12 protein-coding genes are annotated in these 12,548 nt (G+C 74.5%); 6 read left to right on the forward strand and 6 right to left on the reverse strand.

The window, feature by feature from the left end; translation table 11 throughout:
- Positions 1–58: 58 nt before the first annotated feature.
- The gene (locus EDJALFJO_RS18210; protein ID WP_369812555.1) at positions 59–544 is read left to right on the forward strand and encodes a SigE family RNA polymerase sigma factor; all 486 of its coding nucleotides are present in this window, start codon (positions 59–61) and stop codon (positions 542–544) included.
- Entirely contained in the window at positions 541–1,725 is a 1,185-nt protein-coding gene (locus tag EDJALFJO_RS18215) for a hypothetical protein (protein ID WP_088287741.1), read from the forward strand. The genes EDJALFJO_RS18210 and EDJALFJO_RS18215 overlap by 4 nt, the downstream gene beginning before the upstream one ends.
- Before the next feature lie 24 nt (positions 1,726–1,749).
- Here the strand turns inward: EDJALFJO_RS18215 and EDJALFJO_RS18220 are convergent, their stop codons facing one another.
- The 4 genes from EDJALFJO_RS18220 to hrcA all read right to left on the reverse strand — a co-directional run bounded on the left by EDJALFJO_RS18220 (position 1,750) and on the right by hrcA (position 6,303).
- Positions 1,750–2,520: a 16S rRNA (uracil(1498)-N(3))-methyltransferase gene (locus tag EDJALFJO_RS18220; protein WP_088287742.1), complete on the reverse strand. Its 771-nt coding sequence runs from the start codon at positions 2,518–2,520 to the stop codon at positions 1,750–1,752.
- A gap of 275 nt (positions 2,521–2,795) precedes the next feature.
- Positions 2,796–3,803: a hypothetical protein gene (locus EDJALFJO_RS18225; protein WP_088287743.1), complete on the reverse strand. Its 1,008-nt coding sequence runs from the start codon at positions 3,801–3,803 to the stop codon at positions 2,796–2,798.
- A 230-nt stretch (positions 3,804–4,033) separates the two neighbouring features.
- Complete coding sequence (dnaJ, locus tag EDJALFJO_RS18230; RefSeq protein WP_088287744.1) at positions 4,034–5,152, reverse strand: molecular chaperone DnaJ; 1,119 nt, start codon at positions 5,150–5,152, stop codon at positions 4,034–4,036.
- A 131-nt stretch (positions 5,153–5,283) separates the two neighbouring features.
- On the reverse strand, positions 5,284–6,303 hold the full coding sequence (gene hrcA / locus EDJALFJO_RS18235; protein WP_088287781.1) for a heat-inducible transcriptional repressor HrcA: 1,020 nt from the start codon (positions 6,301–6,303) through the stop codon (positions 5,284–5,286).
- Positions 6,304–6,484: 181 nt separating this feature from the next.
- Between hrcA and EDJALFJO_RS18240 the strand changes: the two genes are divergently transcribed.
- The 4 genes from EDJALFJO_RS18240 to EDJALFJO_RS35065 all read left to right on the forward strand — a co-directional run bounded on the left by EDJALFJO_RS18240 (position 6,485) and on the right by EDJALFJO_RS35065 (position 10,452).
- Entirely contained in the window at positions 6,485–7,873 is a 1,389-nt protein-coding gene (locus EDJALFJO_RS18240) for a hypothetical protein (protein WP_158220477.1), read from the forward strand.
- Positions 7,874–8,182: 309 nt separating this feature from the next.
- Positions 8,183–9,034: a DUF3097 domain-containing protein gene (locus tag EDJALFJO_RS18245; RefSeq protein ID WP_088287746.1), complete on the forward strand. Its 852-nt coding sequence runs from the start codon at positions 8,183–8,185 to the stop codon at positions 9,032–9,034.
- A gap of 129 nt (positions 9,035–9,163) precedes the next feature.
- Positions 9,164–9,556: a DUF4870 domain-containing protein gene (locus EDJALFJO_RS18250; RefSeq protein WP_198950420.1), complete on the forward strand. Its 393-nt coding sequence runs from the start codon at positions 9,164–9,166 to the stop codon at positions 9,554–9,556.
- Positions 9,557–9,945: 389 nt separating this feature from the next.
- Positions 9,946–10,452 (forward strand): DUF4870 domain-containing protein, encoded by a 507-nt coding sequence (locus EDJALFJO_RS35065; protein ID WP_198950421.1) that lies wholly within the window; start codon positions 9,946–9,948, stop codon positions 10,450–10,452.
- A 113-nt stretch (positions 10,453–10,565) separates the two neighbouring features.
- On the opposite strand, the gene hemW is transcribed toward EDJALFJO_RS35065, so the two are convergent.
- Entirely contained in the window at positions 10,566–11,807 is a 1,242-nt protein-coding gene (gene hemW, locus EDJALFJO_RS18260) for a radical SAM family heme chaperone HemW (protein ID WP_088287747.1), read from the reverse strand.
- Positions 11,807–12,481 carry an MOSC domain-containing protein gene (locus EDJALFJO_RS18265; RefSeq protein ID WP_088287748.1) on the reverse strand — a complete coding sequence of 225 codons (675 nt, stop codon included), beginning with the start codon at positions 12,479–12,481 and terminating at the stop codon, positions 11,807–11,809. Before EDJALFJO_RS18265 ends, hemW begins: the two co-directional genes overlap by 1 nt.
- Positions 12,482–12,548 lie beyond the last annotated feature (67 nt).

A 12,548-nucleotide genomic window follows, 5' to 3' on the forward strand; every position in this document is an offset into this window, starting at 1 on the left:
CCCCGCCCGGAGCGCCCCGGTCGCCGACGACCCCACGACGTGGGACGCCGAGACCGCCGTGACGATGCTCTACGGCTCGCACTGGGCCCCGCTGGTCCGCCTCGCCACGATGCTCACCCGCGACGCCTCGGTCGCCGAGGAGCTCGTCCAGGACGCCTTCGTCGCCCTGCACCGCCGCTGGGGCTCGCTCGCCGACCCCGCCGCCGCGCACGGGTACCTGCGCACGAGCGTCGTCAACGCCTCCCGGTCCGCGCTGCGGCACCGCGGCGTCGAGGAGCGCTACCGTCAGCCCGCCCCGCCCGAGCCCGCCGGCCCCGAGGAGCGCGCCGTGCGCTCCAGCGAGGACGCGCGGGTGCTCGCCGCCCTGAGGACGCTGCCCCGACGGCAGCAGGAGGTGCTCGTCCTGCGGTACTACTCCGACATGTCCGAGTTCGACATCGCGCAGACCCTGGGGCTGTCGCGCGGTGCCGTCAAGAGCCACGCGCACCGCGGCCTCGCCTCGCTGAAGGCGGCCCTCGAGCGCCTCGGGGAGGTGCCGGAATGAGCGACGAGCGGATCGTCGACGCGTTCGAGCCCCTGCCCGACCCGGCCCTGGAGCCGACGGCGGCGCTGCTGCGCGACGCCCTCGCCCGGGAGGCGGCGGCGATCACGCCGTCCGCGGACGGGCTGGCCCGGATCCGGGCCGCGATCGAGGCGGAGCAGGGCACGGCGTCGTCCGGCGTGCGCCGGCTCGTGTCGCTGCCGGGCCGTTCGGGTCGTACCGGTCGCTCCGGCCGGGGCGACGGACGGCGGTCCTGGGTGAGCGTGCTCGCCGCGGCGGCAGCGGTCGTCGTCCTCGCGGGCGTCGGCGGCTTCGCGCTGGACCGGTTCCCGATCTTCACCGGCAAGACCGACGCCCCGCCCGCCGGCGAGGGCGGCAACGGGACGACGTCCGTGAACACCGACCCGGTCCCCCGGCTGCCCGTTTACGTTGTCGGCGAGCTCGAGCGCGGCAAGCGCGTCGAGTACAGGCTCTACCGGGAGTACCGCCCGACGACCGCCGTGGGGATCAGCGAGCGGCTCTCGGACGCGCTCACCGAGGCGGTCAGCCGCCGCCCGGATGACGCGGACTACGTGCGGGTCTTCGGCGGTGCCGGCTCGTCGAAGGTCGACGCCCGGTGGGACGAGGCGAAGGGCGAGGTCGTCGTCGCACTCACACCGGCCATGACGACGGTCCGGCTGGCGACGGACAGCCGGGCGACGATCGCGATCCAGCAGCTCGTCTGGACGGCGTCCGCGGTGGTCGGGCGCCCCGACGTCCCGGTCCGGATCACCGTCAAGGGCCCGGCGCTCAACACCTACCTCTTCGGCCGCCCGAACTTCGAGCTCGGCGGCGTCTTCCGCCGGCAGCACTCGGTCGACGACCCGCTGGCCCCGGTCTGGCTCGTCGACCCGGACGACGGGACGACGTTGGGCCGCGGGCTCGGGACGTTCGGTGTCAGCGCGGGCTACGAGGCCCGGGACGGGGTGACCTGGACCGTGCGGCGCAACGACAAGAAGATCGCGTCCGGGACGGCGGTCGTCGGCTTCGAGGGCGGCCGCGAGGCAGCGGTACCGGGCTCCCGGGGGGCGGCGGCGATCGACGTCGACCACACGAAGCCGGGCTTCTACGAGCTCGTCGTCAGCATCCCCGGGCCCGCCGGCGAGCCGGCCTGGAGCGACTCGAAGACGTTCACCGTCAACTGATCCGCACGCTCCGGGTGCGGCTGCTCAGCCCCAGCGCCGCAGCCGCACCGAGAGGACGGCGAGCGCCGCCGGCCCCGCGGACGACGCCCGGAGCACCTCCGGCCCGAGGACGACGGCCCGCGCGCCCGCGGTGACGAGCGCCTCGACCTCGTCCGGGGCGATGCCGCCCTCGGGGCCGACGACGACGAGCACCTCGGCGCCGGGCCGACCGGCGTCGGGCAGCGGCGCGGTCGCGAGCGGCTCGGTGGCCCCCTCGTGCAGCACGAGCACCGCTCCCCCGGTCGCGACGACCTCGGCCGTGCGCCGGGCGAGCGCCGTCGTCGTGACGAGCGGGCCGACGTCCGGCACCGTGGCCCGGCGCGACTGCTTCGCCGCCGCCCGGGCCGTCGCGCCCCAGCGCAGCCGGGACTTCTCGCCGCGCTCGGCGGCCCACCGCACGACGCTGCGCCCGGCCTGCCACGGCACGACGGCGTCGACCCCGTACTCGGTCGCGGTCTCGACGGCCGCCTCGTCCCGCCCGCCCTTGGCGAGCGCCTGCACGAGGACGAGCCCCGGCAGCCGCGGCGCGACGTCCGCCAGCGCCTCGACCCGCAGCACGAGCGCCGCCTTGAGCGCCTCGACGACCTCGCAGCGCGCCGTCCGCCCCGACCCGTCGGCGACGTCCACGCTCTCGCCGGCCCGGATCCGCCGCACGGTCGCGGCGTGCCGGCCCTCGTCGCCGTCGAGCACGAGACGGGCGCCGGGGCTGACCTCGCGCAGCGCGCCGTCGGCGAGGAGGAAGAGCGGCAGGGTCACGGGGCGACGCTACCGGTGGGTGCGCGTGTCCTCTGGCGGGTGGTGTGCGCGGACGGGCGTCCTCTGGCGGGTCTTGCACGTGTGCGGGGGCGTCCTCTGGTGTGTTGTGCACGCTTCGCGTCGTCCTCTGGCGGGGTATGCACTCAACGCCAACCCGGCGCCCGTCCTCTGGTGTCGAAAGCACATCAAAACCCGGTTTTGGAGTTCTTCACCCGCCAGAGGACGCGCCGCTACGGCGTGTCGGTGCAGCGTGTCGCGAGGCAGAAGCAGCAGCGCTAGAACCGACGCCCGCCGCCTCTGACCCACCTCGAGAAGTCGCGGTCGTCGAGCGGCCGCGCCGGCGGACAGTCGGACAGCTTCGCGACGGACCGCAGGATGCCCGCCCGCCCGTAGCGCACGTGCTTGTCCACGTAGTGCAGCGTCGGCACGTCGAGGTCGGTCGTGATGTCGTTGCCGCGGTCCCGGTCGAGGTCCGGCTGCTCGCCCTCGTCGTGGTAGGCGCCGTCGTACTCGAACGCGACCCAGCGCCGGGTCCACAGCAGGAGGTCCGGGGTGGCGACGTGCCCACCGCGTTCGTCGACGACATCGACGTTGACGAACGGCTCCGGGTAGCCCGAGAGGACGAGGACCATGCGCAGACGGGTCTCCCCGGGCGACCGCGCCCCGGGGACCGCCAGGCTGACGGCCACCCGCGCCGCCCGGACGTGCGGCCATCGGCGCCGGTCGTCGCAGTACGCCGCCAGCAGGTGGAGCGGCATGCCGCACCGGTAGGCGAACTGGTCCGCGACCGCGACGGCCTCCACGAGCTCCCGCTGCCGCATGAGGTCGAAGCACGTGCGCAGCTGCGACGTGACGGCGAGACCGCCGATCTCGACCACGTCGTCGTCGAGCTCGGACAGTCCGTAGCCGGGCGCCGGCAGGTCGGGGCTCCCCCGCAGCGTGAGCCTGCGCCGGCCGACGCCCTGCACCCGCGTGCCCGGAGCCCGCACCGGCCGGGTCAGCTCAAGCGGGACCAGCTGGCCCGGCGCCGGCTTCCACGCGCCGTGCAGCCATGCCGCTGTGAGCCCGCTGACGACGGCACGGTCACCGGCGAGCAGGTGCAGGGCCGCCCGGCGGACGTCGTCCGAGCGCTCGTCACCGCGGACCACGTACAGATCGGAGGCGATGCGGACGTAGGCCTGCGAGGCGAGCTGCCGACGCGTGAGAAGTCCGCTCGCGACGACGGCGGTGCCCCGGAACGGGGATCCCTTGAGCTGCTCGGGGACGACGAGGCGACGAGGCATGCCCGAACAGCATCGAATCCAGGGTCCTCGTGCCTCGCCCGAGGACCCCGCCTGTGGACGACGTGACGAACGCGCTCGGCGGGGACGGGGCGAGGCCTGTCAGATGTCCATCCCCCAGCGAATGGCGACTGACGATCGTCAGCACCCCGCGACGTCCTCTGGTGTCAAAAACACCTCAAGATCGACTTTTAGTGTGCTTCCGACACCAGAGAACGAGGTCGACCCAGCTGTCAGTGCCCCGCGATCTTGTCCCGCAGCTTCGAGAACAACCCGGCCCCCTGCGCCGGCGCCATCCGCCCGGCCGGGCGCTCCTCGCCGCGCAGCGCGGCGAGCTCGCGGAGCAGCCGCTCCTGCTCCTCGTCGAGCGCCTTCGGGGTGAGCACCGACAGGTGGACGACGAGGTCGCCCCGGCCCGCGCCGCGCAGGTGCGCCACGCCGAGCCCGCGCAGGGTCACGACCTCGCCGGACTGCGTCCCGGGCCGGACGTCGATCTCCTCGCTGCCGTCGAGGGTCTCCAGCTCGACCGTCGTGCCGAGCGCGGCGGCCGTCATCGGCATCTCGAGCGTGCAGTGCAGGTCGTCGCCGCGGCGGGTGAACGTCGGGTGCGGGCGCTCGACGACCTCGACGTAGAGGTCGCCGGACGGCCCGCCCGCGGGGCCGACCTCGCCGTGGCCGGCGAGCTGGATCCGGGTGCCGGTGTCGACGCCCGCCGGGATCTTGATGGCGATCGTGCGGCGGGTGCGGACCCGGCCCTCGCCGGAGCACTCGAGGCACGGGTCCGGGATGACGCTGCCGAAGCCGTGGCAGCGCGCGCACGGCTGGGTCGTCATGACCTGGCCGAGGAACGACCGGGCCACCCGCTGGACCTGCCCGCGGCCCTTGCAGACGTCGCAGACCTGCGGGGACGTCCCGGGGCGGCAGCAGGAGCCGGTGCACGTCGGGCAGACGACGGCGGTGTCGATCTGGAGCTCGCGGGTGCCGCCGAAGGTCGCCTCCTGGAGGTCGACCTCGATCCGGATGAGCGCGTCCTGCCCGCGGCGCTGGCGCGGGGTCGGGCCGCGCTGGCCGCCGGCGGCCGCGCCGAAGAACGTCTCGAAGATGTCGGTGAACCCGAAGCCCTGGCCGAAGCCCGCGGCACCGTTCGGGTCGCCGCCCATGTCGTAGACCTGGCGCTTCTCGGGGTTGGACAGCGTCTCGTAGGCGCGCCCGACCTCCTTGAAGCGGTCCTCCGCGCCCGCCTCCGGGTTGACGTCCGGGTGCAGCTCGCGGGCGAGCTTGCGGTAGGCCTTCTTGATCTCGTCGTTCGTCGCGTCGCGCGAGACGCCGAGGATCTCGTAGTAGTCGCTCACGGAGCTCCGTCGTCAGGGCCTGGGGTCATGGCCGGTGGGGGCGGACGCCGGCCGGTCGGGCCGGCGTCCCTCGTTCAACGTCTGCGGGGTTCAACGTCTGGGCGCGGTCTACGTTCGCCGCTCGGGCGGGCTCACTCGGCGAGGATCCGCGACACGTACCGCGCGACGGCGCGGACGGCGGCGATCGTCGTCGGGTAGTCCATCCGGGTCGGGCCGAGCACCGCGAGCCGGGCGAGCGGCTCGCCCTGGCCGCCGTACCCGGACGCCACGACGGCGGCCTCGGACAGGCCCGCGTGCGCCGTCTCGTGCCCGATGAGCACGCCGACGCCGGACGCGTCCTCGGCCATCTCCGAGAGCAGCTTGAGCAGCACGACCTGCTGCTCGAGCACCTCGAGGACGGGCCCGATCGAGCCGACGAAGTCGGTGCCGGAGCGGGCGAGGTTCGCCGTCCCGGCGAGGACGATCCGCTCCTCGCGCTCGATCGCGAGCGAGTCCTCGATCGCCTCGAGCACGGTCCGGACGAGCTCGCGGTCCTCCGCGCCGAACTGCTCGGGCAGCGTGGCGACCAGGCTCGCGACGTCGGTGAGGCGCTTGCCGATGACGGCGGCGTTGAGCCGCGCCCGGACCTCGCCGAGCAGCGCCTCGTTCGGCTCCGCCCCGACCTCGACGACCCGCTGCTCGACGCGACCGGTGTTCGTGATGAGGACGACGAGCAGCCGCGGCCCGCCGATCGGCACGAGCTCGACGTGGCGCACCGTGGACCGGGTCAGGGACGGGTACTGGACGACGGCCACCTGCCGGGTGAGCGTCGCGAGGGTCCGGACCGTGCGGTCGATGACGTCGTCGAGGTCGACGGCGCCGTCGAGCAGGGTCTGGATCGCCTTCTTCTCCGCGGCCGACAGCGGCTTGACGCTCTGGAGCTTGTCGACGAAGAGCCGGTAGCCCTTGTCGGTGGGCACCCGGCCGGCGCTCGTGTGGGGCTGGGCGATGAGCCCGTCCTCCTCGAGCGCGGCCATGTCGTTGCGGATCGTGGCCGGGGAGACGCCGAGGCTGTGCCGCTCGACGAGGGCCTTCGAGCCCACGGGCTCGTGCGTCTGGACGTAGTCCTCGACGATCGCCCGCAGGACGGCGAGCCTGCGGTCATCGGGCAACGCCGCCACTCAGCCACCTCCTCCGCCCTCGACCATGTGCCAAGACCCACGCCCTGGCACTCGCGTCAGTCGAGTGCCAGTCTACGTGCTGGAGCGGTCCGGCACCCCTCGCGCACCTCCGGCGGCCGCGTCGGGGCCGACGTCCCGCCCGCCGACCCCGGCGAGGGCGAGGATCGTCCCTGTGACCCCGCAGACGTCCGAGAAGATCCCGCACCGCCGGTCGACGACGTCCTCGGGGCTGGTCCCGCCCTGGTACCGGCAGGCCGGACCCCTCGTCGTGGCCGCCCTGGTGACCGCCTACGCGGCCCTGTGGTTCGCCGTCCGGCCGCCGGACGTCGGGCTGCGCACGTTCCTCGGGCAGCTCGCGGGCGCCGAGGCGGTCCTCCTGCTGTCGACGGGCCTGGTCCTGGTGAGCACGCTGCCGTGGGTCGAGCGCTGGTTCGACGGGATCGACCGGGCCGCGATCTGGCACCGGCGGGTCGCGATCACCGGGATGCTCCTGCTCGCCCCGCACGCGGCGCTCGCCGGCAACCCTTCGCCGAGCACGGTCGGCCCGGCCCTGGCGGGTGTCGCGACGGGCGGGCTCGTCGCGCTCGTCGTCTGGTCGGTGCTCCCCCGCTGGCGCTCGGTGCTCCCGCCGGTGCTCCACCCGGTGACCGACCGCGCCACCCGGCTGCCCGGCGTCGTCCTGCTCCAGAAGATCCTCGGCGGGTACGAGCGCTGGCGCGGCTTCCACCGCCTCACCGGGCTCTTCGTCGCCGCGGGCTTCCTCCACGGGCTCCTCGACGCCACGACGTTCGGCTCGCAGACGCTGCGCTGGTCGTACGTCGCGGTCGCCGGCCTCGGGCTCGCCTTCTACGTCTACCGCGAGCTGCTCGCCCGCCGGTTCATGGCGCTGCACGACTACCAGGTGTCCGCCGTGACGAGCGTCGGCGCCGGCCTCGTCGAGATCGCGCTGCGCCCGCTCGGCCGCCGCCTCGACTTCGTCCCAGGCCAGTTCGCGATGGTCTTCCTCGAGGCCAAGGACGGCTGGCACAGGCACCCGTTCACCATCGCGAGCGCGCCCGGCGAGGGCGTCGTCCGGTTCACCGTCAAGGCGCTCGGCGACTGGACCGGCGCCGTCGGCGACCTCGTCGAGCCCGGGATGCCCGCCGTCATCGGCGGCCCGCACGGCCGTTTCACCCACCGCAAGGGCACCGCGCACCAGGTCTGGGTCGCGGGCGGGGTCGGCGTGACGCCGTTCCTGTCGTGGCTGCGCTCGCTCGGCGAGCACCCGGTGCACGGCGAGGTCGACTTCTTCTACACGTCCGCCGAGAAGCCGGTGCCCTACGCGGAGGAGATCGAGGCCCTCGCCGCGGCGCACCCCGGCGTGCGGGTGCACGTCGTCCGCAGCGACGTCGACGGCCGGCTCACCGCCGCGACCGTGCTGTCCCGGGTCCGGGCGCAGCCCCGCGACCTGTCCGTGTTCCTCTGCGGCCCCGAGGGCCTCGTCGAGTCGATGACCGACGGCCTGCGCGCGGGCGGCGTCCCGGTCGGCCGGTTCCACCGGGAGTACTTCGACTGGCGGTGAGGACGCCGCCGTTCACGTCAGAACGCCTCACGCGCACCATCGGTCTCACGCATCTCATGGGCCTCGGTGGCACGCGGGCGGCCTGGGTGCGGACCGTCCTCTGGTGTGAAAAGTACTCCAAAACAGCATTTTGCAGTGTTTTCTACACCAAAGGACGACGTTGGGTGCGTTTGACACCAGAGGACGCCGCCCCACACGTGCGCGACCCACCACACGACGCCGCCTACACGTGCACAACCCACCAGAGGACGCCACCCCACCCCGGCGAGCCTCGGCCGGGCGGCGCAGACCGGTGGTTAACGTCACCGTATGGACAGGTACTCGGGGGACGTCCTCGCCAACGCGCGCAAGCCCAAGGTGCTGCCCGAGGTGGCCGCCGAGACCGGGGTCGTCGTCGAGGACGTCGAGACCGGCTGGGTCGGGGCCGTCGTGCGGGTCGAGAAGAGCGGCGGCATCCACGTCGTGGCGCTCGAGGACCGGCGCGGCAAGGTGCGGGCGTTCCCGCTCGGGCCGGGGTTCTGGGTGGACGGCGTGGCGGTGCGGCTGGTCGCGCCCAAGGCGGCGGCACCGACGCGGCCGACCCGGACGGCGTCCGGCTCGCGGGTCGTCGAGCACCACCGGGCCCGGACGGCGCGCGCGTCGCGGATCCTCGTCGAGGGCCGGCACGACGCCGAGCTCGTCGAGAAGGTCTGGGGCGACGACCTGCGCGTCGAGGGCGTCGTCGTCGAGATGCTCGACGGCGTCGACGACCTGGCCGCCGCGGTCGCGGAGTTCTCCCCCGGGCCCGGACGGCGGCTCGGCATCCTCGTCGACCACCTCGTCGAGGGTTCCAAGGAGTGGCACGAGGCGGCGTCCGTCGCCCGGCTCGGCGCCGCCCGGGCGCACGTGCTCGTCGTCGGCCACCCGTACATCGACATCTGGGAGGCGGTCCGGCCGGCCCGGGTCGGGCTCGACGCCTGGCCGCGGATCCCGAAGGGCCGGCCGTGGAAGGAGGGCGTGCTCGCCCACCTCGGCTGGCCGCACGAGACGCAGACGGACGTCGCCCGCGGCTGGAAGCGGATCCTCGGCACGGTCCGCTCCTGGACCGACCTCGAGCCCGAACTGCTGGGCCGCGTCGAGGAGCTCATCGACTTCACGACGGGCGACACGACCGACCTTTGACCCAGGTCAGGACCAGGACCGGCGAGAACGGGGGGTGGGGTTCTCCCCACCCGGAACCGGCCGGGTGACGGCATCGTCGGTGGAGAAGGACGCTCCTACCGTTGGAGGTGTCCTGAGGAGGTCACCACGATGTCCGAACCCACCGGCCCCGCCCCGTACGGCTACCCCACCGGCCCCGCCCCGCTCTCCGCGGGCGACGAGCGCACGTGGGGCATGGTCGCCCACCTGTCCAGCTTCGTCGCCGCCTACGTCGCGCTCGGGCTCATCGGCCCGGCCGTCGTCATGGCGACGATGGGGCAGCGCTCCGCGTTCGTCCGCCGGCACGCGGTCGAGGCGCTGAACTTCAACATCTCCGTGCTCATCTACGCGCTCGTCTCCGGCGTCCTCGCGTTCGTGCTCATCGGCATCCCGCTGCTCGTCGCCCTCGCGGTGCTCTACCTCGTGACGACGATCCAGGGCGCGATGGCCGCGAACCGCGGCGAGGAGTACCGCTACCCGCTGACGATCCGCTTCGTCAGCTGACGCTGCGTCGTCCGCCTGATTCACCGCGTGACAGGTCGATGACAGGGCATGTGAACTTGTCATGTCGCGATCTCCGCAATCTGCGCGCACCCGCCCCCCGGGGGCATACGGTGTCCGGCGAGGAGGCCCGGCACCGGGCCTCCGGGGCACTCGGGGCGCACGACCGCACGGATCCACGAGAAGGCATGCACGACCGGCAGGCCACGCACGATCGGCCGCCCGCGACACGCCGATGACGTGTATCCGCACGGTCCGCCGCACCTCCTGCACCCCGTGAGCCGGTGTCAGGGTCGCCGCGGACGAGCGGCGTCATCGCCGCCCGTGCTCCGCCGCAGCCCCCTGCGGCACCCGGTCCCTGCGACCGGCCCGACCCGAACGAGAGGACCACGATGACCGAGAACCCGACGCCACCTGTCGGCGACCCGACGCCGGGCGCCGGTTCCACGCCGCCGTCCTACGGCGCGCCGGCCCCGTCCTACGGCGAGCCCCCGGCGTACCAGCAGCAGGCTCCCGGGTACGGCGCCCCGCAGCAGCAGTACGGCACGCCCCAGGGCTTCGGCGGCGCCGGCGCCGTCAGCGACTCCGACCGCCGCACGTGGTCGATGCTCGCGCACCTCGGCGGCATCGTCCTGGGCTTCATCGCGCCGCTCGTCGTCTGGATCATGTACAAGGACCGCGACGAGTTCGTGAAGGACCAGGCCCAGGAGGCCCTGAACTTCCAGATCACGCTCGCGATCGGCTGGGTCGTCGCGGTCGTGCTCTCCTTCGTGGCCATCGGGTTCCTGCTCTACCCGGTCCTGTGGATCGGCGGCCTGATCCTCTCGATCATGGGCGGCATGGCCGCCAACCGCGGCGAGCGGTACCGCTACCCGTTCGCCCTGCGACTCATCAGCTGAGCTGCTGAGCTGCTGAGGCGGCCTCGTCCCGAGGCGCACCGGACCGTGCGGCCCGCATCCTGTTCCCCGTGCAGGAGGCGGGCCGCACGCCTGTCTCCGGACGGCGTCCCGCGTCAGTCGACGAGCGCCCGCACCACCGCGTCGGCGAGCAGCCGCCCGCTGCGGGTGAGGACGACGCGCCGGCCCTGCCCGTCCGCGCCGAGCGCCGCGGGCCCGGCGACGAGCCCGTCGGCGACGAGCCCGGCGACCGCCTGCCGGCCGTGGGCGGGCAGCCGCTCGAGCGGGAGACCGTCCGCGAGCCGGACGCCGAGGAGCACCACCTCGGCGTCCCGCTGCCCGGCGTCGAGCGTCTCGCGACCCGCGGCGGGGCTGAGCCCGGCGGCGAGCCGGTCGGCGTAGGCCCGCGGGTGCCGGACGTTCCACCAGCGGACGCCGCCCACGTGCGAGTGCGCCCCGGGGCCGACGCCCCACCAGTCGTCCCCGCGCCAGTAGCCGATGTTGTGGCGGCACCGGTCGGCGGGCGTGCGCGCCCAGTTGCTCACCTCGTACCAGCCCAGCCCGGCCGCGGCGAACCGCTCGTCGGCCGCCTCGTACTTGTCGGCGAGGTCGTCGTCGTCCGGCACGGGCACCTCGCCGCGGCGCACCCGCACCGCGAGCTTCGTGCCCTCCTCGACGACGAGCGCGTACGCCGAGACGTGGTCCGGCTCGCACTCCAGCGCGGCGTCGACGCTCGTCGTCCAGTCGGCGAGGCTCTCCCCCGGCGTGCCGTAGATGAGGTCGAGCGAGACACCGAGCCCGGCCTCCCGGGCCCAGGCCACGGCCTGCGGCACCCGTGCCGGGTCGTGGGTGCGGTCGAGGGTCGCGAGCACGTGCGGCACCGCCGACTGCATCCCGAACGAGACCCGGGTGAACCCGGCGGCCGCGAGCGCCGCCAGGGACTGCGGGGACACCGAGTCCGGGTTGGCCTCCGTCGTCACCTCGGCGCCCGCCGCGAGCCCGAACGCGTCGCGGACGGCGCCCAGCAGCCGGCCGAGGTCGGCGTGCGGCAGCAGGGTGGGCGTGCCGCCGCCGAAGAACACCGTCGCGGCCGGCCGGGCCGCCGCGCCCGCCGTCGCGAGCACCCGGGCGGCGAGCGTCACCTCGCCGGATGCCGTTGCGGCGTAGGCGCTCTGGTCGGCACCGCCGCCGAGCTCGAGCGCGGTGTACGTGTTGAAGTCGCAGTAGCCGCAGCGCACGGCGCAGAACGGCACGTGCACGTAGACCCCGAACCCGCGGCCCGCCGCACCGTCCGCGACGGACGCCGGCAGCGCGCCGTCCGCGGGGGCGGGCTCGCCGTCGGGCAGGGCGGAGGGCATCAGCGGCGGGCCGTGGCCCGGTCGGCCGCCTCGCGCAGCTCGGGCTCCAGGGCGACGACGCCGACGCCCGCGGCGTCGAGCAGCGCCCGGCCGGCCGCCGCGCTCATCGTCGGGTAGACGTCGGCGACCCGGACGCCGTGCCCCGGCCGGGTCACGACGCTGACCAGGTCGCCCGCGGCCACCCGGCCCGGGACGACGACCCGCAGGTACGTGCCCATCGCGCCGTGGTCGGTGAACCGCTTGACCCAGCGGTCCTCCCCCATCCGGCCCTGGAAGGTCATGCACGGGATCCGCGGGTAGGTGACCTCGACCACGACCCCGGTGCCCGGCTCGCCGACCTGCCAGCGCTCGCCGATCTCGGCGCCGCCGACGTCGATGCCGCTCGTGCGCAGGTTCTCGCCGAACAGGCCGGGCGTGATCTCCCGGCCCAGCTCGGCGGCCCACCAGGCGGCGTCCTCGTCGGCGTAGGCGTACAGCGCCTTCGGCGGCCCGCCGTGGTGGGCGGTGTCGCACTGGGTGTCCCCGGCGAGCCCGAGGACGCCGACCTCGACCGCGCCGGTGACCTGCCGCTTGTCGATCGCGGTCACCTCGCCGGGCTCGCCGCCGACCACGTGAACGATCTCGTGGACGACACAGACGGCGGTGAGCCGTCCCGGGGCAGGCGCGGTGTCCATGCGTCGCATACTCTCACCCGGGCCCCGCAGGCGATCGCCGCGGGCCAGGGGCACGGCCGACGACCGA

The organism is Kineosporia sp. A_224 (assembly GCF_002198655.1).
Classification (GTDB): Bacteria; Actinomycetota; Actinomycetes; order Actinomycetales; family Kineosporiaceae; genus R-H-3.

Coding starts and splice junctions, on each gene's coding strand:
- EDJALFJO_RS18215 (WP_088287741.1), top strand. CDS start 541: ATGAGCGACGAGCGGATCGTCGACGCGTTCGAGCCCCTGCCCGACCCG.
- EDJALFJO_RS18225 (WP_088287743.1), bottom strand. CDS start 3,803: ATGCCTCGTCGCCTCGTCGTCCCCGAGCAGCTCAAGGGATCCCCGTTC.
- EDJALFJO_RS18245 (WP_088287746.1), top strand. CDS start 8,183: ATGGACAGGTACTCGGGGGACGTCCTCGCCAACGCGCGCAAGCCCAAG.
- EDJALFJO_RS18250 (WP_198950420.1), top strand. CDS start 9,164: ATGTCCGAACCCACCGGCCCCGCCCCGTACGGCTACCCCACCGGCCCC.
- EDJALFJO_RS35065 (WP_198950421.1), top strand. CDS start 9,946: ATGACCGAGAACCCGACGCCACCTGTCGGCGACCCGACGCCGGGCGCC.
- hemW (WP_088287747.1), bottom strand. CDS start 11,807: ATGCCCTCCGCCCTGCCCGACGGCGAGCCCGCCCCCGCGGACGGCGCG.
- EDJALFJO_RS18265 (WP_088287748.1), bottom strand. CDS start 12,481: ATGGACACCGCGCCTGCCCCGGGACGGCTCACCGCCGTCTGTGTCGTC.